Source organism: Bradyrhizobium denitrificans (assembly GCF_013179005.1).
GTDB classification, from domain to species: Bacteria; Pseudomonadota; Alphaproteobacteria; order Rhizobiales; family Xanthobacteraceae; genus Bradyrhizobium; species Bradyrhizobium denitrificans.
Genome location: NZ_JABFDP010000003.1, coordinates 70,068 through 92,993 on the forward strand (window position 1 = coordinate 70,068; position 22,926 = coordinate 92,993).

At 65.7% G+C, this 22,926-nt stretch carries 16 protein-coding genes; 10 read left to right on the plus strand and 6 right to left on the minus strand.

What is annotated here, in order from left to right; translation table 11 throughout:
• Positions 1-12: 12 nt before the first annotated feature.
• The 3 genes from HL671_RS03835 to leuD are packed head-to-tail and all read left to right on the plus strand — an operon-like array spanning position 13 to position 4,091.
• Complete coding sequence (locus HL671_RS03835) at positions 13-2,016, plus strand: oxidoreductase (protein WP_172235650.1); 2,004 nt, start codon at positions 13-15, stop codon at positions 2,014-2,016.
• Positions 2,017-2,052: 36 nt separating this feature from the next.
• Positions 2,053-3,474 (plus strand): 3-isopropylmalate dehydratase large subunit, encoded by a 1,422-nt coding sequence (leuC, locus tag HL671_RS03840; RefSeq protein ID WP_172235651.1) that lies wholly within the window; start codon positions 2,053-2,055, stop codon positions 3,472-3,474.
• Positions 3,471-4,091, plus strand: a complete 621-nt coding sequence (leuD, locus tag HL671_RS03845; RefSeq protein WP_172235652.1) for a 3-isopropylmalate dehydratase small subunit — start codon at positions 3,471-3,473, stop codon at positions 4,089-4,091. The genes leuC and leuD overlap by 4 nt, the downstream gene beginning before the upstream one ends.
• A gap of 195 nt (positions 4,092-4,286) precedes the next feature.
• On the opposite strand, the gene HL671_RS03850 is transcribed toward leuD, so the two are convergent.
• The 3 genes from HL671_RS03850 to putA form a co-directional block, all read right to left on the minus strand.
• Complete coding sequence (locus HL671_RS03850) at positions 4,287-4,520, minus strand: DUF892 family protein (RefSeq protein WP_246579540.1); 234 nt, start codon at positions 4,518-4,520, stop codon at positions 4,287-4,289.
• A gap of 157 nt (positions 4,521-4,677) precedes the next feature.
• Positions 4,678-4,905 carry a hypothetical protein gene (locus HL671_RS03855; RefSeq protein WP_041750936.1) on the minus strand — a complete coding sequence of 76 codons (228 nt, stop codon included), beginning with the start codon at positions 4,903-4,905 and terminating at the stop codon, positions 4,678-4,680.
• 271 nt (positions 4,906-5,176) lie between these two features.
• On the minus strand, positions 5,177-8,857 hold the full coding sequence (putA, locus tag HL671_RS03860; RefSeq protein WP_172235653.1) for a trifunctional transcriptional regulator/proline dehydrogenase/L-glutamate gamma-semialdehyde dehydrogenase: 3,681 nt from the start codon (positions 8,855-8,857) through the stop codon (positions 5,177-5,179).
• Positions 8,858-8,871: 14 nt separating this feature from the next.
• On the opposite strand from putA, the gene HL671_RS03865 reads away from it, so the two are divergent.
• On the plus strand, positions 8,872-9,024 hold the full coding sequence (locus HL671_RS03865) for a hypothetical protein (RefSeq protein WP_172235654.1): 153 nt from the start codon (positions 8,872-8,874) through the stop codon (positions 9,022-9,024).
• Between the two features lie 46 nt (positions 9,025-9,070).
• Here the strand turns inward: HL671_RS03865 and HL671_RS03870 are convergent, their stop codons facing one another.
• The 3 genes from HL671_RS03870 to HL671_RS03880 all read right to left on the minus strand — a co-directional run bounded on the left by HL671_RS03870 (position 9,071) and on the right by HL671_RS03880 (position 14,750).
• On the minus strand, positions 9,071-12,226 hold the full coding sequence (locus tag HL671_RS03870) for a multidrug efflux RND transporter permease subunit (protein ID WP_172235655.1): 3,156 nt from the start codon (positions 12,224-12,226) through the stop codon (positions 9,071-9,073).
• Positions 12,227-12,257: 31 nt separating this feature from the next.
• Complete coding sequence (locus HL671_RS03875; RefSeq protein WP_012045893.1) at positions 12,258-13,394, minus strand: efflux RND transporter periplasmic adaptor subunit; 1,137 nt, start codon at positions 13,392-13,394, stop codon at positions 12,258-12,260.
• A 495-nt stretch (positions 13,395-13,889) separates the two neighbouring features.
• Complete coding sequence (locus HL671_RS03880) at positions 13,890-14,750, minus strand: ferritin-like domain-containing protein (RefSeq protein WP_012045894.1); 861 nt, start codon at positions 14,748-14,750, stop codon at positions 13,890-13,892.
• Between the two features lie 302 nt (positions 14,751-15,052).
• Between HL671_RS03880 and HL671_RS03885 the strand changes: the two genes are divergently transcribed.
• The 6 genes from HL671_RS03885 to HL671_RS03910 are packed head-to-tail and all read left to right on the plus strand — an operon-like array spanning position 15,053 to position 22,920.
• The gene (locus HL671_RS03885) at positions 15,053-17,311 is read left to right on the plus strand and encodes a NosR/NirI family protein (RefSeq protein ID WP_244424156.1); all 2,259 of its coding nucleotides are present in this window, start codon (positions 15,053-15,055) and stop codon (positions 17,309-17,311) included.
• Positions 17,312-17,321: 10 nt separating this feature from the next.
• Positions 17,322-19,241: a TAT-dependent nitrous-oxide reductase gene (nosZ, locus tag HL671_RS03890; RefSeq protein WP_012045896.1), complete on the plus strand. Its 1,920-nt coding sequence runs from the start codon at positions 17,322-17,324 to the stop codon at positions 19,239-19,241.
• A 4-nt stretch (positions 19,242-19,245) separates the two neighbouring features.
• Positions 19,246-20,634, plus strand: coding sequence for a nitrous oxide reductase family maturation protein NosD (locus HL671_RS03895; protein ID WP_172235656.1), 1,389 nt, complete (start codon positions 19,246-19,248; stop codon positions 20,632-20,634).
• The gene (locus HL671_RS03900) at positions 20,631-21,551 is read left to right on the plus strand and encodes an ABC transporter ATP-binding protein (RefSeq protein ID WP_172235657.1); all 921 of its coding nucleotides are present in this window, start codon (positions 20,631-20,633) and stop codon (positions 21,549-21,551) included. The genes HL671_RS03895 and HL671_RS03900 overlap by 4 nt, the downstream gene beginning before the upstream one ends.
• Positions 21,548-22,378: an ABC transporter permease gene (locus HL671_RS03905; protein WP_172235658.1), complete on the plus strand. Its 831-nt coding sequence runs from the start codon at positions 21,548-21,550 to the stop codon at positions 22,376-22,378. The genes HL671_RS03900 and HL671_RS03905 overlap by 4 nt, the downstream gene beginning before the upstream one ends.
• Entirely contained in the window at positions 22,375-22,920 is a 546-nt protein-coding gene (locus HL671_RS03910; RefSeq protein ID WP_012045900.1) for a nitrous oxide reductase accessory protein NosL, read from the plus strand. The genes HL671_RS03905 and HL671_RS03910 overlap by 4 nt, the downstream gene beginning before the upstream one ends.
• The last annotated feature ends 6 nt before the right edge of the window (positions 22,921-22,926 follow it).

Genomic DNA, 22,926 nt, shown 5'->3' on the forward strand with positions numbered 1-22,926 from the left:
GGATCACGCGATTTGTCGCAGCATCAGCCATTTGCACAGGCGCTAAGCCCGCTCGACGTCGGCCCCCTGCGCTTCCGCAACCGCATCTTCGTTCCCGCACACACGACGAATTTCGGTGAGCACCATCTGCCGAGCGCGCAGCATCTCGCCTATCACCGCGCCCGCGCGCGCGGCGGCGTCGGCGCCATCATCTTCGAATCCATCCGCGTGCACGCCAATTCGCTCGGCCGGCCGCAGGCGGTGTGCGGCTTCGACCCGGCCTGCATCGATCCGTTCCGCCGCATCACCGATGCGGTGAAGGCGGAGGGCGCGGTGATGCTCGGCCAGATCATCCATCTCGGACGGCAGGTCGAAGGCGATTTCGAGCGCACGGTGGCATGGGGCGCCTCAGCCGTGCCGTGGTCGATCTCGGCGCTGCCGCCGCGACCGATGGACGAATTCGACATGGAAGAGGTGATCGAGGGACACCTCGTCACGGCGCGCAATCTGGTCGCCGCCGGCTTCGACGGCATCGAACTGCAGATGGCGCATGGCCATCTGCTGCAGCAGTTCATGTCGCCGCTCTCCAACAAGCGAAATGATGAGTATGGCGGCGCGCTGGAGAACCGGCTGCGTTTTCCCGCCCGCGTGCTGGCGGCGCTGCGCGCCGAGCTCGGAGCCGGCTTCTGCCTCGGCATCCGCATCAGCGGCGAGGAATATGCCGAGGGCGGGCTCGGCATTGACGAGGCCGAGCGGATCGTGCCGATGCTGGCGCGGCAGACGCGGATCGACTTCGTCAACGTCTCACACTCGGCCTATGTCGCGAGCTATTCGCTGGCGACGCAGATGGCCGACATGGCGTTCGATCCGGCGCCGTTCCGCAGCCTGCCCGCGCGCATCCGCGCCGAGCTGCGGACGGAGGGGTTTGACACGCCAGTCTTTGCCGTGTGCCGATTTACGGGACTCGACGAGGCCGATGCCATGATCGCGGCCGGCCACGCGGACGCGGTCGGCATGGCGCGCGCGCATCTCGCCGAACCGGCGATCGTGCGGAAGTCCGTCGAGGGCCGCCTCGACGAGATCCGCCGCTGCATCGGCTGTAACCAGGGCTGCGCCGGCATGCTGGAGCGGAACCTGCCGATCCGCTGCCTGATCAATCCGATCGCCGGGCTCGAGGCGCAATTTGACGAGCCCGAAGCACTGCCGCGTGGCGCGCGCAAGAAGGTCCTGGTCGTCGGCGGCGGCCCGGCGGGCCTCGAAGCCGCGCGCGTCGCGGCGGCGCTCGGGCATGATGTCACGCTGTGGGAGCGCAGCGATCAGCTCGGCGGCCAGTTGCGCACGGCTTGGCTGATGCCGAAGCGCGCCAATTTCGAGACGTTCGTCGCGTTCCAGATCGCGGCACTCGCCCGGCTCGGCGTCACCACGATCTTCAACAAGGAGGCCAGCGCAGCCGAGATCGCGGCGTTTGGCGCCGATCGCATCATCCTGGCGACGGGCTCGACAACGACGCCGATGCCGGTCCCCGGCAGCGGGCCGGTCTTCACCCTGCCCGACGCGCTGCGTGCGCCGGACAGGCTCGGCGCAGCGGTGGCCGTGTTCGACCGCACCGGCGAATGGGGCACGCTGGCGGCGCTGGAGCATTTCGCCGACCTCGGCAAAGCCGTGACCTTGTTCGTTCCGGCCGCGAGCTACGCCTGGCGCACCACGATCTATTCGACGCTCGCCAACAGCCGCCGCCTGCGCGAGCGCAAGGTGAGGATCGCGACCCTGCGCGCGGTCCGCGCGTTCGACGGCGGCACGCTGGAGGTCGAGGATCTCTCGACCGGCGAGGTCGCGCGACTGTCCGGCTTCTCTGCGCTGGTGGCGGTCGATCACAACAGCGCCGACCAGACGCTCTATCTCGCGCTGCGCCGGGCCGGGCTTCCGGTGATGCAGGCCGGCGACAACAATGCGCCGCGCACGGCGCTGGAGGCGACGTATCAGGGCCACATGGCGGCGCGGGCCCCCTTCCCTGCAGCCTCGGGACTCACGACATGAGGATAGAGCGTTGACATCGACTGAGGACGTTCAGGGATGATGGATGTAGCGCGGCGGCAGCGAACGCTGTTCGACAAGGTCTGGGATGCACATGTGGTGACGCGCCGCGAGGATGGCGCGGAGCTCTTGTTCATCGATCGCCACCTCGTGCATGAGGGATCCTTCCACGCCTTCAACAAGCTGAAGGAGAGGCGCGCGCAGGTGCGCCGGCCTGATCTCACGATCGGCGTCGCCGATCACTACGTGCCGACGCGGACCCGCGTGCTCAGCGAGATCGCGCCGGAGATCGCGGGCATGATCCGCCAGCTCGACGACAATTGCCGCGCCAATGATATCCGTCTCTTCGGCTTCGACGATCCGCGGCAGGGCATCGTCCATGTGATCGGGCCCGAACAGGGCCTCACTCTGCCTGGTCTCACGATGGTCTGCGGCGACAGTCACACCTCGACGCATGGGGCGTTCGGCGCGCTCGCCTTCGGCATCGGCGCTTCGGAGGTTGCGCATGTGCTGCTGACGCAATGCCTGTGGCAGAAGAGACCGAAGCAGATGCGCATCACGATCGACGGCGCCCTTGCATCAGGGATCACCGCCAAGGATGTCGCGCTCGCGATCATCGCCAGGATCGGCGCCGATGGCGCCCGCGGCCATGCCATCGAATATGCCGGAACCGCCATCGATGCGCTGTCGATGGAGGGACGGCTGACGCTGTGCAATCTCGCGATCGAGAGCGGCGCGCGTTGCGGGATGATCGCGCCCGACGAGACAACCTTCGCCTATGTGACGGGGCGGCCGTTCGCGCCCAAGGGCGATCTCCTCGATCGCGCCATCGCGAATTGGCGCGAGCTCGCGACCGACGCCGAGGCCGCGTTCGATCGCGAGATCCGCCTCAATGGCCAGGAGATCGCGCCGACGGTCACCTGGGGCATCAGTCCGGAGGACGCGCTGCCGATCAGCGCGGCCGTGCCTGATCCCGCCACCTTCGACGACCCCGCGCAAGCGAGCCATGTGCGCGAGGCGCTCGACTATATGGGGCTTCAGGCCGGCCAGGCGCTCGACAGCATCAAGATCGACCGCGTCTTCATCGGCTCCTGCACCAACAGCCGCATCGAGGATCTGCGGGCGGCCGCCGCCATCCTCGCCGGCCGCACCGCCCGGGTGCCAGGGCTGGTGTCGCCGGGCTCGCACCTCGTCAAGCAGCAGGCCGAGCAGGAAGGCCTCGACCAGATCTTCCGCGGCGCGGGCCTCGACTGGGTCGGCTCCGGCTGCTCGATGTGCGTCGGCATGAATGGCGACCTCGTGCCGGCCGGCGAGCGCTGCGCGTCGACCACCAACCGCAACTTCAAGGGCCGGCAAGGTCAAGGCGCGCGCACGCATCTGATGTCGCCGGCGATGGTGGCGGCCGCAGCCGTGACCGGCCAGCTGACCGACGTGCGGAACTTTCTGAGGGGCGATCGATGAGACCGTTCGACATCATCACGACGACCGCCTGTGCGCTGCCGCTTGCCAGCATCGACACCGATCAGTTGATCCCGGCGCGTTTCATGAAACGCTCGCGCGCCGACGGTTACGGTCAATACTTGCTCCACGACATGCGCTTCGACGAGATGGGTCAGGCCAGGCCCGATTTCCCGCTCAACGCCGCCAGCGCTGCCGGGGCCGAGGTGCTGGTGACACGGCGCAATTTCGGCGCCGGCTCGTCGCGCGAAGCGGCGGTCTATGCGCTGGTCGATTTCGGCTTCCGCTGCGTGATCGCGCCGAGCTTCGGCGACATCTTCGCGTCGAACGCGGTCAACAACGGCCTGTTGCCGGCGACGGTCAGCGAGGCCGACGCGGAAGAGATCCTGTCCCTGCTGCCATCGACGGGAGCGGCGATCACGATCGATCTGAGAGATGGTCTCATCCGACTGGGCAATCGCACGTTCTCATTCAGCGTCGATCCGATCTGGCGTACCAAGCTGCTGAACGGCTGGGACGACCTTGATCTCACGGTCTCCCTGGCTGACGGTATCACCGGCTTCGAAGCGCGCGACGCCCATCAACGGCCCTGGGCCGCTCTCGGAACCCGGCGCGCCTGACACCAACCGACAAATGCCGAACTGACAAAGAAAGAAGCCGCCTGCACAGGACGTACAGGCGGCCCAAGTCCAGGGAGGAAACGCCCCAAGAAGGGCTAAATCTTGTTTATCCGATTTTGTGAGTCGTGGGTATCCGGATGTTACCGGAGGTTGCCGCGACCGATTCTCACCCTTCCGGCCGGTACCGGACTGCCATCAGGCCGCCTGGCGCTCCTCGTGCTGAACGAATTGCAGCGTGACCTTCTCGACATTGGCGTCGACCCACTCGGCCATGCGCTCCTCCTCCTGCAGCGATTCTTCGAGCAGCCCGCGGGCTTCGCTGGCGCCGGCCGCACCACACAGCGCCAGCAGCGACTTGTAGGCGGCGATCTCGAAATTCTCGAACGCATTGTTGGCAAAGGTGTTCTTCAGGATCTCGTCGCCTGACATCGCATGTCCCGAGGGATCGCGCGAGACGATCGAGAGGCAAGCAGCAGGAGCAGAGGACACCGCGGCGCATCGCCGATCCCGTCGCGGCGCCAAAGGATGGGACCTCCTCGCCAGCGCCCAACACGACCGCCGCAGCCAAGGTCAACGCGATATCAGATCAACGCCACATCGTCGGCGTGACGAGATGTCGTTTCTGGATCGCATCGCGGCGGTCGGCAGCGTCGGCGGCAAGCTCCGCGCCGGCTTCGGGTTCGATCGTGGGGGCTTTGTCGAGCCGGATCACGGCAGGTCCGGCGATACGCCCGCCCCCGTTCGGCTCACCGCCCGCGGCGCGCGCGCCAAGGGAACCGGTATGATCGTTCAGCTTGTCAACGGGGTCGTGCATCTGGCAGCTCCGAGCCCTGAAGCGACGTTACTAATCCTCTCGGCAGATTAGGCGATATCAACTGCGTTAATCCATGCGCGATGTCGCCGCGCTTAACCGATTCGACCGCGCCGCAGCAGAGCATGCGGCTCCATGCCATCGCTTCGTGGCTGCCTGATGACGACGCGCTGCGATCACCAGACCGTGTCTGCGACGTGCTTGCCTGCTCGCCACTCATGCCTCTCACGAACCCGGTTCAGTCAGGCGCGAAGCGCAACGCCCTGCTCCGATCTCATCCGATCGACATCAAGCTGGCATTGCCGCCAGCAGCCGCCGTGTTGGTCGACACGCAGACTTCTCTGACGAGTCTGTCGAGCTCATCGTCTCCGTCCACCGCACGCTTGATGATCACGGGAATGATGGGCCCGGGCCGCTCGGCCAGCTCTCTGGTCAGCGCGAGCAGTTGTGGGATCGCACCGTCGAACAGGACCGCCTGGATGTCGTCGACATCGCGCCAGGAGTCGACAAGCCGAACCCGCGCAAGGTGCGACGGCCCGAGCCCGCCGACCATCGCGCGCGCACATGTTGACGCCTCGGCGACGACCTGATTGCCCGTCGCCAGAATGGCACCGCATTGAAGCAGCAGCGCTTCCTCGCTCTGCGCCAGCGCAAGCACGGCCCCGCGCGGCACGAGGCGATACATGTTCTGTTCGCCCACCGGTCCCGGCAGCTCGATCGCCGCGCCAGCGAGCGAGCGCGACAGATAGGCCTCGCAGCGGGCCGCCAGTTCGGCCTGCCCCTGGCCGCGCAGCCATGCAACATAGGCCTGCGCGGCCGGGTCGGGACGGCCGGCCATGCCGCGGACCGCATCGGACGGTGCGGCCGACAGCCGCCGCAGATACAGGGGACCTCCGGCTTTCGGGCCGGTGCCCGACAGGCCGGCGCCGCCGAATGGCTGAACGCCGACCACCGCACCGATGATGTTGCGATTGACGTAGATGTTCCCGGCACGGATGTCAGCGGACAATTGCGCGATCGTCTCCGCGATGCGCGAATGGATGCCGAATGTCAGACCATAGCCGGTGGCGTTGATCGCGCCGACGAGATCGGCAAGCTGCTCGCGCCGATAGCGCAGCACGTGGAGAACGGGACCGAACACTTCGCGCTCGACCTCGGCAATCTCGTCGATTTCGATGAGGGTTGGCGCGACGAACGTCCCAGTCGCGGTGCCCGGCGGCAAGATCAGTTCATCCACCGCATGACCACGATCGCGCATCATCGCCACGTGGGCGGCAATATTGTCCCGCGCCTCTGCGCTGATGACCGGCCCGATATCGGTCGACAGCAACGCCGGATTGCCGACCTCGAGCTCGCGCATGGCGCCGCGCAGCATGACGAGGATGCGATCTGCGACCTCCTCCTGCAGACAGAGGATGCGCAAGGCGGAGCAGCGTTGGCCGGCCGAATCAAAAGCGGATGCGATGACGTCGCCGACGACCTGCTCCGCAAGCGCGGAGGAGTCCACGATCAGCGCGTTCTGCCCGCCGGTCTCGGCGATCAGCGGAACGGGCCGTCCGTCAACGGTGACGCGTGTGGCCAATTGGGTCTGGATCAGACGTGCGACGGCGGTCGATCCGGTGAAGATGACGCCCTGCACGCGCGGGTCCGCGACCAGCGCCGCGCCGACCTGTCCGTCACCGGGCAGCAATTGCAGGACGCCCGGCGGCAAGCCGGCCTCGCACAGGATGCGCACGGCTTCGGCGGCGATCAGCGGCGTCTCCTCGGCCGGCTTCGCCAGCACCGGATTGCCGGCCGCGAGCGCAGCCGCGACCTGGCCGGTGAAGATCGCGAGCGGAAAGTTCCACGGGCTGATGCAGACCACGGGCCCGAGCGCCGGACGCACCCCCGCATCGTCAGGCGTTGCGATCTCGTCCGCATAATAGCGCAGGAAATCGACCGCCTCGCGCACCTCCGCAACGGCATTTGCATAGGATTTGCCGGCTTCGCGCACGATCAGACCGATCAGAATGGGCCGCTGCGCCTCCATCGCGGCCGCGGCTGCGCGCAAGCAGATGGCGCGCTCGCGCGCGCTGGTGGCAGCCCATCCCGGCGCCGCCGCCACTGCATTGGACAGGGCCGCCTCGATCTCGCGCGCCGTCACATCCCGGACATGGCCGACGACGTCACGACGATCCGCGGGATTGCGGATGATGCGTGCGCATTCCCCGCCTGCTGCTGTCGACGGCAGCGCACGCCATGACACGCCGGCGCTGCGCGTCAGCTCCGCGCCAAGCCGCGCGAGCTCGCTTTCGTCGGCGAGATCGAGCCCGGCGGAGTTCGGCCGCTGCGAGCCGAACACATCCCGCGGCGTGCGAATCCTCTCATGGGCAGCGCCCGGACGCGACGCGGATCGCACCAGCTGCACGGGATCCGCGATCAAGTCCTCGATCGCCACCGCGGGATCGGCGATGCGGTTGACGAAGGAGGTGTTCGCACCGTTCTCGAGCAGGCGGCGAACGAGATAGGCTAGCAATGTCTCATGCGAGCCAACCGGAGCATAGATCCGGCAGGGCCGCGCCAGCCTTCCGGGACCGACGATTTCCTCGTAAAGCGGCTCGCCCATGCCGTGAAGGCACTGGAACTCATACTGGCCCTGATAGAAGTTTGGTCCGGCCATTTCGATGACCGAGGCCAATGTGCGCGCGTTGTGGGTAGCGAATTGCGGAAACACCGCGTCGGGCGCGCTCAGCAGCTTCCGGGCGCAGGCCAAGTAGGACACGTCAGTATGGGCCTTGCGCGTGAACACCGGAAAGTCCTCGAGGCCATCGACCTGGGCGCGCTTGATCTCGCTGTCCCAATAGGCGCCCTTGACCAGCCGCACCATCAGCCGCCGCTGCGAGCGGCGCGCCAGATCGATGATCCAATCGATCACGAAGGCGCAGCGCTTCTGATAGGCCTGGACGACGAAGCCGATGCCGTTCCAGCCGGCGAGATCCGCGTCGCAGCAGAGTGCCTCGAGCAGGTCGAGCGACAGATCGAGACGATCGGCCTCCTCGGCGTCGATGTTGAGTCCGATGTCGTGCTGCCGGGCCAGCAACACCAGCTGTTTGAGGCGCGGCAGCAGCTCGCCGAGCACGCGGCTCCGCTTCATCCGGCTGTAGCGCGGGTGAAGCGCCGACAGCTTGATCGAGATCCCCGGCCCCTCATAGATGCCGCGGCCGGCCGAATGGCGTCCGATGGCCTGGATCGCGGCCTGGTAAGCGGCGACGTAGCGGGTCGCGTCGGCCGCGGTGGTCGCAGCCTCTCCAAGCATATCGTAGGAGTAGCGGAACCCTCGCGCCTCCCAGCGCTGGCCGTTCGAGAGCGCATCCTCAATGGTTTCCCCCGCCACGAACTGCTCGCCCAACAGCCGCATCGCAAGCGTGACGCCCTGGCGGATGATCGGCTCACCGCCCCGCGCGATCAGCCGCGTGAGCGCCGAGGCAAGGCTGTCCTCGCTGGCGGCAGCCGTGAGCTTGCCGGTGACGATCAAGCCCCAGGTCGCGGCGTTCACGAGCAGAGACGGACTATGTCCGATGTGAGCGCGCCAATCGCCGGTCGCGATCTTGTCGCGGATCAGCGCATCGCGCGTCGCCGTATCCGGAATCCGCAGCAGCGCCTCGGCCAGACACATCAGCGCGACGCCCTCCTGGCTGGAGAGCGCATATTCATGGATCAGGCCCTCGACCCCGCCCGATGGCGCCTTGCTTCGCAAGCGAACGACGAGATCCCGCGCCAGGGCGGCCGCCCGCTCCGACGCCGCTCCGGACAACGCCGCGAGATCGAGCAGCGGCCGCACGCACTCCGGCTCGTTCCGGCGATGGGCCGAACTGATCGCAGCCCGCAGCTCGCTCGGGGTGCGAAGATCAGCGTTGAATGCGGCAAACGGCGGCGGCACAGGGCCAGAGCCAGCGGCGGTCTCCGCGAGCGGCATGGCGCGTTCTCCCGGTGAATGCGGACGCCGATGATAACAGCAAACGCCTGACCGCGCTGCTGGCCTCGAAGACGGCCGAAGCAAGGTCCGCCAGCGGCGCCTCGCCGCTGGGGGCGGTCGCGCGCAAACCGATCGTGATGGCCCATCAGGCCATCACGAAAGGCTGATCTTCCCTGCGATCACCTGCGCCTGCCTCTCCGGCGCGCGCGCCGATCAGACGCCGCCGGACTGCGTGGATTTGGCGGCGAGCCGCGCATCTGCGTCATCAGACGTCGCTGTCTTGGGCGAGACCAGGCGCAGCACGACGACGAAGAACACCGGCACCCAGAACACCGCCAAGACGGTCGCGGTGATCATGCCCCCGAGCACCCCGGTGCCAAGCGCCTGCTGACTGGCCGCGCTCGCCCCACTGGCGATGACCAGCGGCACCACGCCGAGGATGAAAGCGAGCGACGTCATGACGATGGGCCTGAAGCGCAGCTCGCAGGCGGTGATGGTGGCTTCGATCAGAGGCACCCCGCGCGCCAGCAGATCCTTGGCGAACTCGATGATGAGAATGGCGTTCTTTGCGGACAGGCCAATGATGGTGATGATGCCGACCGTAAAGTAGACGTCGTTCGGCAGCCCGCGCGACCAGGCCGCAGCCACCGAGCCGATCAGTCCGAGCGGCACCGCCAACATCACGGCGAATGGGATCGACCAGCTTTCGTACAGCGCGGCAAGACAGAGAAACACGAACAGGATCGACAGGCCGAGCAGGAACACGGCCTGAGACCCAGCCAGCTTCTCCTGCAGCGACTGCCCGGTCCAGGCATGGCCGAAGCCCTTTGGCAGCGTCTGCATCAGCCGCTCCATTTCGGCGATCGCATCGCCCGACGTATAGCCCGGTGCCGGATTTCCGGTAATTCGCACCGAAGGATAGCCGTCGAAGCCCACGACCTGTGTCGGCCCCACGTCCCAGACCACTTTCGCGAAAGACGAGAACGGGACCATCTCGCCTGCGGAGTTCCGAACGCTATAGGTCAGCAGATCCTCAGGCTTCAGACGCTTGCCGTCGTCGACCTGCACGATGACCCGCTGCATTCGGCCGCGGTTCAGGAAGTCGTTGATGTAGTTCGAGCCGAGGCTGGTCGACAAGGTCGCATTCATCGAGGCAAAAGTGACCCCCAACGCCGCGGCCTTGACGCGATCGATCTCGAGACGGACCAGCGGTGCCGGCGGCAGACCCTCGACGCTCAGCGGGCCGAGCACGGGTGATGAGGCAGCCGCCTTGAACAGCGTGTCCTTGGCCGCCATCAGGGCGTCGTAGCCACGCTGCGATCGGTCCTGCAGGCGGAAGCTGAAGCCGCTGGTGTTGCCGAGATTGTCGACAGGTGGCGGCGCGAGCACCGACACCTGGGCATCGCGGATTTTCGCAAGCTCGGGATTCAAACGGGCGATCAGCGCATCTGCGCTCTCGTTTCGGCCGCGCTCGGACCAGTCCTTGAGCGTCACGAAGGCCTGCGCGGTGTTGGCGCCCTGACCAAAGAAGCTGAAGCCGGTGATAAAGGAGACCTTGTCGATCCCAGGAGTCGCCGTGAGCTTCTCGCTGGCGGCGTGGACCGCATCCAGCGTGCGGTTCGCGCTGGCGTCTGCCGGCGTAAGGACGTCGACCATCACGAAGCCCTGGTCATCGACCGGGAGGAATCCGCCCGGCAAGCGCCAGAACGCATAACCCAGGCCGGCCAACAACAGCAGATACAACAGCATGAACCGGCCGCCGCGGACGACGACCCAGCGCGTCGCAGTGGAATATTGGCTGGTCACCCGCGCAAACCACCGATTGAACCAACCGAAGAAGCCACGGGTCGCGTGTCCATGTCCCTTCTCGATGGGCTTGAGCAGGGTCGCACACAGCGCCGGCGTCAACGACAGCGCCAGGAATGACGAGAAGCCGATCGATATGACCATTGCCGCCGAGAACTGCTGGTACATGATGCCGACAGATCCGGGAAAGAAGGCCATCGGCACGAACACCGCCATCAGCACGAGCGTGATGCCGATGACCGCGCCGGTGATCTGCTCCATCGCCTTGTCCGTCGCGGCCCGCGGGTGCAGCCCCTCCTCGGCCATGATGCGTTCGACGTTTTCGACCACGACGATGGCATCGTCGACGAGAATGCCGATGGCCAGCACCATGCCGAACATGGTCAGCACGTTGATCGAGAAGCCGAGCCCGAGCAAAACGGCGCAGGTTCCGAGCAACGCGATCGGGACCACGATCGTCGGGATCAGCGTGTAGCGAATGTTCTGCAGAAACAGGAACATCACCAGAAAGACCAGCGCCACGGCCTCAGCCAGAGTGAGCAGCACCTTCTTCACTGAGGCGGCGATCACCGGCGTCACGTCGTAGGACACTTCGTATTTCACACCCGGCGGGAAGAACGCAGCGAGTTCCTCCATACGGGCCTTCACGGCCGCCGCGGTCGCGAGCGCGTTGCCCGACGGCGCCAGTTGAACCGCGACGGCAGCCGCCGGACGTCCATTGAGCCAGGATGAGAACGCATAGGACAGACCAGCGACCTCGATCCGGGCCACATCGGACAGGCGCACGGTCGAGCCGTTCAGATTGGCCCGCAGCACAATCTCACCGAACTCCTCGGGGGATTCGAGCTGCCCTTTCACGAGCACCATATTCTGCAGGCGCTGCTGTGTCGGCGCCGGCGGGGCTCCGAGGGCTCCGGACGCAACCTGCGCGTTCTGTGCGGCGATCGCGGCATCGACGTCCGCGGGCGTCAGACCGAGCCCGAGCAGCTTGTCCGGATCGAGCCATATCCGCATCGCGCGCTCGGTTGCGAACAGACGTGCGCGGCCGACGCCGGGCAGTCGGCGCAGCTCTGGCAGCACATAGCGGGTGGCGATGTCGCCCAGGCCGATCTCATCGAGGCTACCGTCGCTCGAGGTCAGGGTGACGAACTGGAGGATGGCGCTGCTCGCTTCGAGAATGGCGATGCCTTGCTTTCGAACCGCCTCGGGCAGGCGTGGCTCGACCCGCTTGATCCGATTCTGGACGTCGACCGACGCCTGCTCGATATCTGTGCCCGGCTTGAACGATGCAAAGATCTCGACATCCCCCGTGGTGTCACTGGTTGACTCGTAATTCAGGATCCCCGCCGCTCCGTTCAGCTCTTCCTCGATCAGCCGGGTCACGCTGTAGTAGAGGTTTTCGGTCGACGCGCCGGGATAGGTCGTGGAGATCGAGATCGATGGTGGGGCGATGATCGGGTATTGCGCAACCGGCAGGAACGGGATTGCGAGCACACCGCCAAGGCAAATGAAGATCGCCACGACCCACGCGAAAATCGGGCGGGCAATAAAGAAACGCGACATCGGATACGGTCTCCGGAGCCTGTTGCGGCCGTCAATTGGATGAGTTCGGAGCGGCGATCCGCCAGGCGACCGGCTTCACCATTTCACCTGGAGAGAACTTCTGAAAGCCGTCGACCACGATGCGCCATCCAGGCTTCAGACCGTCCTCGATCATGACGCCGGCATCGACAGAGCGGCCAACCCGCACCGGCTGAAGTGTCGCCCTCTGCTGATCGTTGATCACGAACACCGCGCTCCCACCGGCCGGAGTCCGCTGGATCGCCTGCGACGGAACGACGATGCCGTCGGCGTCGATCGCCTCCTCGATCTGAACACGCACATACATTCCGGGCAGCAGATCCGCGTCCGGGTTCGGGAATTCCCCGCGCAAATTGACCTTCGACGTGCTGGGATCGACGCTCACGTCGGAAAACAACAGGCGCCCGCTATGCTTGTAGACCGATCCATCATCAAGAACGAGCCGCACGCGCGCGGCTTCGGACGACACCTTTTTCAATCTGCCATTAGCAAGGTCGCGCTTGAGCTGAGCAAGCTCGCCGGCCGACTGCGTGAAGTCCGCATAGATCGGATCGAGCTGCTGAACCGTTGCCAGATGCGCCGCATCCGTTGGACTGACAAGCGCCCCTTCGGTCACCAATGCACGTCCGATACGCCCCTTGATCGGGGCTCTGACCGTCGCCCATTCAAGATTGAGCTGAGCTTGTTCCACGACGGCTTTCTGTGCCGCCACTTCAGCCTCCGCCTGGCGCTCGGCTGCCAGCGCAAGCTCATATTGAGCCTGCGACGTCGACTGGCTCGTCAATAGCGACTTGAGCCGATCTTCCTGTCGTTCGGCCTGATAAAGCACGGCTTCAGCCTTTGCCAGTGCGGCCCGGGCCTTATCCAGCTCGACCTGGAACGGGGCTGGATCAATCCGATAGAGTACCGTCCCCGCCTCGACGACGCTGCCCTGCTGGAAGCCCCGCTCTGTCACGATGCCACTGATGCGAGGCCGCACCTCCGCGATCCTCATCGGCGTAATTCGCCCAGGCAGAATCTTCGTGAGCGTCACCGGCGACGCCTGGACCGTGATGAACCCGACGGCCGGCGCATCCGCCGCCTTGGCTGCCGACGCCCCCTCCTGCTCCTTGCAACCCACGACACTAATCGTCGCAACCAGGAGAAGCATACACCGCGTCGCGTGCTTCGACACACAACCCGATAGGCGTAAGCTCAAGTTCAAGGCCATCGCAACGATCCCCCAAGGAAAGGCGTCCATCGCCAACCGCATGTCCGCCGGACACGCAACTAAGCAGCGCGATCCGAACAATCAACCCATCGCGCGCATTGCTATCCTATCGATCGACTGCGACCACAAAATTTCAACTGCCATAAACGTTCGGGAGGAGCAATTGGATCAGTTGGTCGCAGACATTCACGCCCCATCAATCATACGGGCCGCCGAACTACCGCTACGCATTCATTATACCAGCGCAGCTGCGCCCGGGAGCGACGGCCGTGCGCCATCTCGACGCGGGTCGAGACCGGCCAGCCCCGCGCGGCTCCGGACATCAGATGCGGAAGCGGATTGACATACCGATCGCGGCTCACGACGACGCAGGCCAGGCTTCCGGATTGCGCGTGAGGGTCAAGTAACGTGCACATGCGGCATAGGCCGCGGAGCTCAGCCGAGAGATCGCAGCCACGCCAGTCGCGCGATCGCCCGCGACGCAAGTCGCTGCAACCGATCGAGCTGCTCGGGATCGGTCGCGCGCTCGGCATGGTCCAGATAGGCGTCCACCAGCGCCTCCGCGATCACCGTCGACTCTGCCTGAACGAGAGCGGCCGGCAATTGCACCAGACCGGCGATCTCCGCCGACATTCTGGAGGCCTCCTGCGCAAGCTCATGGAGACGCTCGGCCGGGCGGCTCGCCGAGCGAGCGGCCATGGCCTCGAGCAACTCCGCAAGCCGCGCCTCCAGCTGACGCGCATCGACGGGCTCTCCGTCGGATGTCGTTCCCCCGCCTTCGTTCTCCGTGTGATAAGCGCGCCGCCGCTCCTTGCGCAGCGTCGCGACGTGGCCAAGCTCCTCGCGCGCCATGGCCTCGGACGCTGTCTTGACGTCCGCATTGTCAGTGAACGCGGCGACGTAGGACCAGAACGCGAAGGCGCGCTCCTCATTGCGCACCGCCATGGCCAGCGCACGATACGGCGTCATCAGGCGCGAGCCGTGAATTTCGCTCGCCGCCTCCGGCTCGAACGTCTCGGGCGCGCGCCATCGCACCAGCGCGGCATCGGGAGCGTGTCCCGTGCGCGCCGTCGACCACCGCGCCACGCTGTCGACGTGCTCACGTTCGGCCGCAGCCAAGCGGGCAAAGACCTCGGCCAGATCGCGACGTCCCTGGCGCTGCATCTCTTCGCTCAACGCCGTGTAGCGATCAGCCGCCTCCCGCTCCATCGCATTCGCGAGCGCAAAAAGCTCGTCAAGCGAGGCAAGGTTCCCGGCGGGTTCCGACTTCAGCAAGAGGGTTCGTGACAACAACATGACGTCAGCCTGCTTTGACGACCTTGCCCAAGACGGGCTCTGAGACGCCGCTGTTTGAGACGACGACGTCCGAATGCCGCGGCGTGTTTGATCCAGCGCAACGTTCGTGAGATTGCAACCCACTAGACAGGGCGCACGATCAGGAGTCAATTTAGGTTGGCTCGATTTGCGCCGAGGATGTCAACGACGACGATCCTCCCTTCCCAACACGACAACTGATTGGAATGCGCGTCCTTCGCGGGGCGAGGGTTCCGCTTGAGGTGATCATGGTTGCGAGTGATGTCGCCACCAATCGAGGACCTATGGCTGCAATGATCCTGGCGGTCCTGATCGCGCTCTGCACGCTGGCAGCGCCGTGGCCAGCGCATGCGGTCGGAGATCTCGCCAACTATCTCTCAAAGATCACGCCAAGCGAGTTCTTTCCCGGCGCGGATCGTTTCGGCGCACCGCAAGGCGAGCCGCCGATCGTGCCCGTCTATCGCGGCGATCAGCTCCAAGGCCATGTCTACCTCAATTCCGATTTCGCCAATGCCGTCGGCTATTCCGGCAAGCCGATCAATATTCTCGTCGGCATCGCGCCCAAGGGCGTTATCACCGGGCTGAAGCTGGTCGACCACAAGGAGCCGATCGTGCTGATCGGCATTCCCGAGCCGCGCATCATTGCCGCGCTCAACGGCCTGCTCGGCAAGGACATGACGCCGATCGCGCAAGGCGCGGAGCATGCGCCGCAAGCCGACATCATCTCCGGCGCCACTGTGACCGTGCTGGTGATGCACGACAGCATCGTCCGCGCCGCCATGCGCCTGATCCGCAGCGGCCGGATCGGCGGGAGCAACCCGGCAGGCGCGGTCACTACACCGCCGAGCGTGGTCAAGACGGTCGATCCCGACAAGAGCGAGATCCGCGACTGGACGAGCCTGCTTGGCGACGGCTCGGTGCGGCGGCTGCATCTCAGCATCGGCGACGTCAACGACGCGTTCGCAAAATCGGGCAATACGGTAGCCGCGCAAAATCCGGAGCCCGGCAATTCGGACGACACGTTCATCGACCTCTATGTCGCGCTGGCCAGCGTGCCGTCGATCGGCCGCAGCCTGCTCGGCGAGGAGGGCTATCAGCGGCTGAAAGACCGGCTGCAGCCGGGCCAGCAGGCCATCCTCGTCGCAGGAGACGGCGTCTACTCGTTCAAGGGCTCGGCCTATGTCCGCGGCGGCATCTTCGATCGCATCGAAGTGCTGCAGGACGGCGCCAGCACGCGATTCCGCGACAAGAATCATATGCGGCTGGGCGCGCTGGAAGCCAACGGTGCGCCGGCATTGCGCGAGATCGGACTGTTCGTCACGCCGTCCGAATTCACGCTCGACCCGGCCGAGCCATGGCAGCTTCAACTCCTGGTCCAGCGGACCACCGGCAGCCGTGACAAGGCGTTCCTCTCGTTCGACGTCAATTACACGCTGCCCGACGCCTATCTGAAGCGACAGGCGCCGCTTGCTCCGCCGGCCGCGAATGCGCCTGCGCCGCTGCCTGCCACGAGTAGGGCGCAACAGTCGGCCGAGGACGCTGAAGAGCCGCTGTGGATGCGCATCTGGCGCTCGCAAACCGTGTCGGTCGGCATCACTGCACTGGCACTGGCCGTGCTCACCGGCATCTTCTTCTTCCAGAACGTGCTGGTGCGCCGGCCCCTGCTCTTCACCTGGGTACGGCGGAGCTACCTGCTGTTCGTGCTGGTCTGGCTCGGCTGGTACGCCAATGCCCAGCTTTCAGTGGTCAACATCCTCACCTTCACCAATGCGCTGCTGAGCGGCTTCCATTGGGAGTTCTTTCTCGCCGCTCCCCTGATCTTCATCCTGTGGGCCGCGACCGCCGCGGGCCTGCTGTTCTGGGGCCGCGGACCGTTCTGCGGCTGGCTATGTCCGTTTGGCGCGCTCCAGGAGCTGACAAACACGGCGGCGAAATGGCTCAAGGTGCCGCAGATCACGGTGCCCTGGGGCCTGCATGAGCGCCTCTGGCCGATCAAATACATCATCTTCCTCGGCCTGTTCGGTTTGTCCTTGTACTCGGTCGCGCTCGCCGAGCAGTTCGCCGAGGTCGAGCCGTTCAAGACCGCGATCATCCTGAAATTCGCGCGCAGCTGGCCGTTCGTGCTGTATGCGGCGGCGCTGCTCGGCATCGGCTTGTTCATCGAACGGTTCTTCTGCCGCTACCTGTGCCCACTCGGCGCCGCACTCGCCATTCCCGGACGTATCCGCACCTTCGAATGGCTGCGCCGCTGGAAGGAATGCGGCTCGCCCTGCCAGCGCTGCGCCAAGGAATGCCCGGTGCAGTCGATCCATCCCGAGGGGCACATCAACGTCAATGAGTGCATCTACTGCATGCATTGCCAGGAGCTCTATTACGACGACCAGCGCTGCCCGCACATGATCCAGGTCCGGCTCAAGCGGGAGAAATTCGAGGCGATGTCATCGCCGTCGATGCGCAAGTCCGGCCAGAAGACGCTGGTCACGCATGCCGGCCGGCCGCTGACGGCCCCGGTCCAGCCCCCCGATCTCACCCGTCCATCATAAGGAGACCACGATGGCGCACGACGACGACCAGACCAAACTCAGCCGCCGGCAGATCGTCGGCACGGCCGCACTCGGTGCGGCCGGCGTGGCCGGCAGCATCGGCCTGACCAAGACGATCGAGACCACGCCGGCCGCAGCGCAGCCGCGGCCAGCCCCAGGCAAGGCGGAAGTCGCGCCGGGCCAGCTTGACGATTACTACGTGTTCTTCTCCTCAGGCCAGACCGGCGAGCTCCGCATCGTCGGCATGCCCTCGATGCGCGAACTGATGCGCGTCCCCGTCTTCAACCGCTGCAGCGCCACCGGCTGGGGCCAGACCAATGAGAGCCGCAAGATCATGACCGAGGGGCTGCTGCCGGAGACGCGCGAGCGGCTCAAGGACAGGCTCGGCATCTGGATGAATGGTGACTGCCACCATCCACACATGTCGTTCACCAACGGCACCTATGACGGGCGTTACGTCTTCATCAATGACAAGGCCAACACCCGCCTCGCCCGCATTCGCACCGACGTCATGAAGTGCGACAAGATCATCGAGCTGCCGAACCAGTACACGATCCACGGCATGCGGCCGCAGAAGTTTCCGCGCACCGGCTATCTGTTCTGCAACGGCGAATATGAGGTGCCGCTGCCGAACGACGGCAAGGTGCTCGACGACAAGTCGAAATACTGGTCGATCTTCTCGGCCGTCGACGGCGACACCATGAAGGTCGCCTGGCAGGTGATCGTCGACGGCAATCTCGACAACACCGATTGCGACTACCAGGGCAAATACGCCTTCGCGACCTGCTACAATTCCGAGAAAGGCGTGACCCTGGCCGAAATGACGGCCAGCGAGCAGGACTGGGTGACGATTTTCAACATCAAGCGCATCGAGGACGCCGTCAAGAAGGGCGACATCAAGGAGATGAACGGCGTTCCCGTCATCGACGGCCGCAAGGGCTCGCCCTATACCCGTTACGTGCCGGTGTCGAACAGCCCGCATGGTCTCAACACCGCGCCGGACGGCATCCACGTCGTCGCCAATGGCAAGCTGGCGCCGACGGTCACGGTGATGGACGTTCGCCTGATCGACAGCCTGTTCGACGACAAGATCAAGCCGCGCGACATCATCGTGGCCGAGCCCGAGCTCGGCCTCGGGCCGCTGCACACCGCCTTCGACGGCCGTGGCAACGCCTACACGACGTTGTTCCTGGACAGCCAGGTCTGCAAATGGAGCCTCGATCTCGCCAAGCGCGCGTTCAAGGGCGAGAAAGTGAACCCGATCATCCAGAAGCTCGACGTCCATTATCAGCCCGGCCACAACCACGCCTCGATGGGCGAAACGCGGGAGGCCGACGGCAAATGGCTGCTGTCCTTGAACAAGTTCTCCAAGGATCGCTTCCTGAATGTCGGTCCGCTGAAGCCGGAGAACGACCAGCTGATCGACATTTCCGGTGACAAGATGGAACTGGTGCATGACGGCCCGAGCTTCGCCGAGCCGCACGACGCAGTGATCGTGCACCGCTCCAAGCTTGAGGGCCGCGTGACCTCGATCTGGAAGCGTGACGACCCGTTCTTCGCCGATGCGCGCAAGCAGGCCGCCGCCGACGGCGTCACCCTGGAGAGCGACGCCAAGGTGATCCGCGACGGCAACAAGGTGCGCGTCTACATGTGGTCCAGCGCGCCCGCCTATGCGCTCGAGAAGTTCGAGGTCAAGCAGGGCGACGAGGTGACGGTCTATGTCACCAATATCGACGACGTCGAGGACCTCGTGCACGGCTTCTGCATCGTCAACTACGGCGTCAACATGGAGATCGACCCGCAGCAGACCTCGTCGGTGACCTTCATCGCCGACAAGCCCGGCGTCTATTGGTATTTCTGCACATGGTTCTGCCACGCCATGCACATGGAAATGCGCGGACGCATGCTGGTCTCGCCGCGGAACGCGTGAGGCGATGCGGCGCATGCGCCATATCCTGACATTGGGGCTGGCGGCGCTCATCGCCGCCGGCCTTCCCTGCCGCGCGACCGCAGCGACGCTGCGGGTCGCAGCCGGCACCCCTGACCTTCAGGCCGTTCTCGATAGCGCCGCTGACGGCGACGAGATCATGCTGGCGCCCGGCACCTATCGCGGGCCCCTGCGGCTCACCCACCGCCTGACGCTGAGCGGCGTGGCCGGTTCGGTGATCACCGGTGAGGGCCAGGGCAGCGTCATCACCGTCACCGCGCCGGGCACCGTGATACGTGGCCTCGCCATCGGCGGCTCCGGCCGCTCGCTCGAGCAGATGGACTCCGGCATCTTCGTCGAGCAGTCCGCGCACGACACGCTGATCGAGCATAACAGGCTCGAGGACAATCTGTTCGGCGTCTATCTGCACGGCGCGGCCAACGCCATGGTGCGCCACAACAGCATCATCGGACGGCGCGGCACGCAGCCGGGCGGCGTCGGCAATGGCGTGTCGGTGTGGAACGCGCCCGGCGCCCAGGTGGTCGACAATGACATCCGCTACGGCCGCGACGGCGTGTTCGTGATCACCAGCCGCAACAACCTCTTCAGCCGAAATCGCTTCAGCGACCTGCGCTTCGCGGTCCACGACATGTACGCCAATGACAGCGAGATCTCCGACAACATCTCGACCCGCAACATCATCGGCTATGCGATGATGTTCTCGAAGAACCTGGTGGTGAAGGGCAACGTCTCCGATCATGATCGCGATCGCGGCCTGCTGTTCAACGCAACCAACGGCTCGCAGATCTCCGGCAACAGCGTGATCGGCGGCCTGCAGCCAGCGGAGCGCTGGGCCACCGCGGAGAACCGCGGCTCCGATGAAGGCATGCCGCAGACCGAGAAGAGCGCGGTCGGCGCGGGCTCCGGCGTCCGGCCGGGTCCAGAGAAATGCGTGTTCATCTACAATACCAACAACAACCGGATCTTCGACAATTGGCTGGAAGGCTGCGAGATCGGCGTCCATTTCACCGCCGGCTCCGAGGGCAACGACATCCGCGGCAACGCCTTCGTCGGCAATGCCAGCCAGATCAAATATGTCGGCAGCCGTCATCTCGACTGGTCGAAGAACGGCCGCGGCAATTATTGGAGCGACAATCCCGGCTTCGATCTCAATGGCGACGGCGTCGCCGACGCCGCCTATCGTCCGAACGATCTCATCGACCGCGTGTTGTGGACGGCGCCGGCCGCCAAGGTCCTGATCAATAGCCCCGCGGTGCAGGTGATCCGCTGGGCACAGGCGCAGTTTCCCGCGATCCTGCCCGGCGGCGTCGTCGACAGCCATCCTCTGATGGCGCCGCCGGCGCGCCGCACCGCTCCGGAGAGCCAGGCCCGATGACCGCGACAATCCATATCGCCGACGTGATCAAGCATTACAACAAGGTCGAGGCCGTGAGGGGCGTGTCGTTCGACCTCGCCGCGGGCGAGATGGTCGCTCTGATCGGCCACAACGGCGCCGGCAAGACGACGCTGATGAAGATGATGCTCGGCCTGATCCGCCCCACCCGCGGCACCATCGCCGTGCTCGGGGAGAATCCAGCCGCCGGCGAATTCTCCTCCCGTCGGCAGCTCGGCTATCTGCCGGAGAACGTCGCCTTCGACGCCGCTCTCAGCGGCCGGGAGACGCAGACCTTCTACGCCCGCCTCAAGCGTGAGCCGGTGCAGGAGGCGCTGGCGCTGCTCGACATCGTCGGTCTCGGCGACGCGGCGAAGCGCCGCGTCAACACCTACTCCAAGGGCATGCGCCAGCGTCTCGGCCTGGCGCAGGCGCTGATCGGCCGCCCGCGGGTGCTGCTGCTCGACGAGCCGACCACCGGCCTCGACCCGGAGCTGCGCCAGACCTTCTACGACGTGATCCAGAAGCTCGCCGCCGAAGGCACCACCGTGCTGTTGTCGTCGCACGCGCTGACCGAACTGGAGGAGCGCGCCGGCCGCGTCATCATCATGAACCGCGGCCTCAAGGTCGCCGATGGAACGCTGGAGGAGCTGCGCCGGCTGGCGCGATTGCCGACGCGCATCCGGGTCAAAGTCGCCAACCTGCCGCCAGCGGGCCGGCCAGCCTGGCTGCCCGCGACCGCCTCGTATCGCCGGATCAACGGCCACATCGTCGAGATCGACGCGGCGCCGAACGAGAAGATCGAGCTCCTGCGCAGCGCGACCGCCGACGGCACCGCCGTGCAGGATCTCGAGCTCATTCCGCCCAATCTCGACGAACTCTACGCGCATTTCCTGCGCCACGCCGAGCGCCCGCAATGAACAGCGTGATCACCATCGCCGCCAAGGAAATCCAGCAGGCAATTCGCAATCGCTGGGTGCTGGCGGCGACCCTGCTGCTGGCCGGGCTCGCGCTATCGCTGACCTTCCTCGGCAGCGCCCCGACCGGCACGGTCGGCGCCCGTGCGCTGGATGTGGTCATCGTCAGCCTGTCGAGCCTGACGATCTTCCTGATCCCGCTGATCGCGCTGCTGATCGCGCATGACGCCATCGTCGGCGACATGGAGCGCGGCACCATGCTGCTGCTGCTGAGCTATCCGGTGGCGCGGTGGCAGGTGCTGCTCGGCAAGTTCCTCGGCCATCTCGCCGTGCTCGCTTTCGCAACCTGCCTCGGGTACGGCGCAGCAGCTGCGGCGCTGCCGATCACAGGCAGCAGCTTCGACAGCGAGGGGCTTGCCGCCTTCGCCGCGATGATCGGCTCATCCATCCTGCTCGGTGCGGTGTTTGTCGCGATCGGCTATCTCGTCAGCGCCGTGGTGCGCGACCGCGGCACCGCCGCGGGGCTGTGCATCGGGCTGTGGCTGGCGCTGGTGCTGATTTACGACATGGCGCTGCTTGGCCTGCTGGTGCTCGACCAGGGCCGCAACATCTCCGGCGGCATGCTCAACGCGCTGCTGCTGCTCAACCCGACCGACGCCTACCGGCTGTTCAACCTGACCGGCTTCGCCAATGTCAGCCTGTTCTCCGGAATGGCCGGGCTCGCGGGCAGCAGCACGCTGTCGGTGCAGGCGCTGCTCACCGCGCTCGTCCTCTGGATTCTGGTCCCGCTCGCCGGCGCTGCGCTCGCCTTTTCCCGGAGGGAGCTATGAAGCGTCTTGCTCGCGCCTGCGCCGTTGGCGTCGCCCTCGTGCTCGCCGGCTGCAACGACAAACAGGCCGCCGCCCCGCCGCCGCCGATCAAGCTGAGCGCGGAGGCAATCGGCCACTATTGCGGCATGAACCTGCTCGAGCATTCCGGGCCCAAGGGACAGATCTTCGCCGCCAGCCTGATCGAGCCGGTGTGGTTCTCCTCCGCGCGCGACGCCATCGCCTTCACGATGCTGCCGGACGAGCCCAAGGATATCCAGGCCATCTACGTCTCCGACATGGCGAAGGCGGTGAGCTGGGACAATCCCGGCGCCGACAATTGGGTCGAAGCGCGCAAAGCGGTGTTCGTGATCGGCAGCCGGCTCAAGAGCGGCATGGGGAGCGACGAGGCGGTGCCGTTCTCCGCTCGGAGCGCCGCCGAGCGCTTCGTCGCCGAGCATGGCGGCCGCATCGTCGGCTTTGCCGAGGTGCCGCGCGACTATGTGCTGAGCTCGGCGGATGATCGCGACGGCGCAACCAAGCCGGACCCCAAAGACAGCAATTGAGCAGAC

Bases quoted from the DNA above. Each gene is read 5' to 3' on its own strand.
- leuC (WP_172235651.1), top strand. From the start codon at position 2,053: ATGATGGATGTAGCGCGGCGGCAGCGAACGCTGTTCGACAAGGTCTGG.
- leuD (WP_172235652.1), top strand. From the start codon at position 3,471: ATGAGACCGTTCGACATCATCACGACGACCGCCTGTGCGCTGCCGCTT.
- HL671_RS03850 (WP_246579540.1), bottom strand. From the start codon at position 4,520: ATGTCAGGCGACGAGATCCTGAAGAACACCTTTGCCAACAATGCGTTC.
- HL671_RS03855 (WP_041750936.1), bottom strand. From the start codon at position 4,905: ATGCACGACCCCGTTGACAAGCTGAACGATCATACCGGTTCCCTTGGC.
- putA (WP_172235653.1), bottom strand. From the start codon at position 8,857: ATGCCGCTCGCGGAGACCGCCGCTGGCTCTGGCCCTGTGCCGCCGCCG.
- HL671_RS03870 (WP_172235655.1), bottom strand. From the start codon at position 12,226: ATGTCGCGTTTCTTTATTGCCCGCCCGATTTTCGCGTGGGTCGTGGCG.
- HL671_RS03875 (WP_012045893.1), bottom strand. From the start codon at position 13,394: ATGCTTCTCCTGGTTGCGACGATTAGTGTCGTGGGTTGCAAGGAGCAG.
- HL671_RS03880 (WP_012045894.1), bottom strand. From the start codon at position 14,750: ATGTTGTTGTCACGAACCCTCTTGCTGAAGTCGGAACCCGCCGGGAAC.
- HL671_RS03885 (WP_244424156.1), top strand. From the start codon at position 15,053: ATGGCTGCAATGATCCTGGCGGTCCTGATCGCGCTCTGCACGCTGGCA.
- nosZ (WP_012045896.1), top strand. From the start codon at position 17,322: ATGGCGCACGACGACGACCAGACCAAACTCAGCCGCCGGCAGATCGTC.
- HL671_RS03895 (WP_172235656.1), top strand. From the start codon at position 19,246: ATGCGGCGCATGCGCCATATCCTGACATTGGGGCTGGCGGCGCTCATC.
- HL671_RS03900 (WP_172235657.1), top strand. From the start codon at position 20,631: ATGACCGCGACAATCCATATCGCCGACGTGATCAAGCATTACAACAAG.
- HL671_RS03905 (WP_172235658.1), top strand. From the start codon at position 21,548: ATGAACAGCGTGATCACCATCGCCGCCAAGGAAATCCAGCAGGCAATT.
- HL671_RS03910 (WP_012045900.1), top strand. From the start codon at position 22,375: ATGAAGCGTCTTGCTCGCGCCTGCGCCGTTGGCGTCGCCCTCGTGCTC.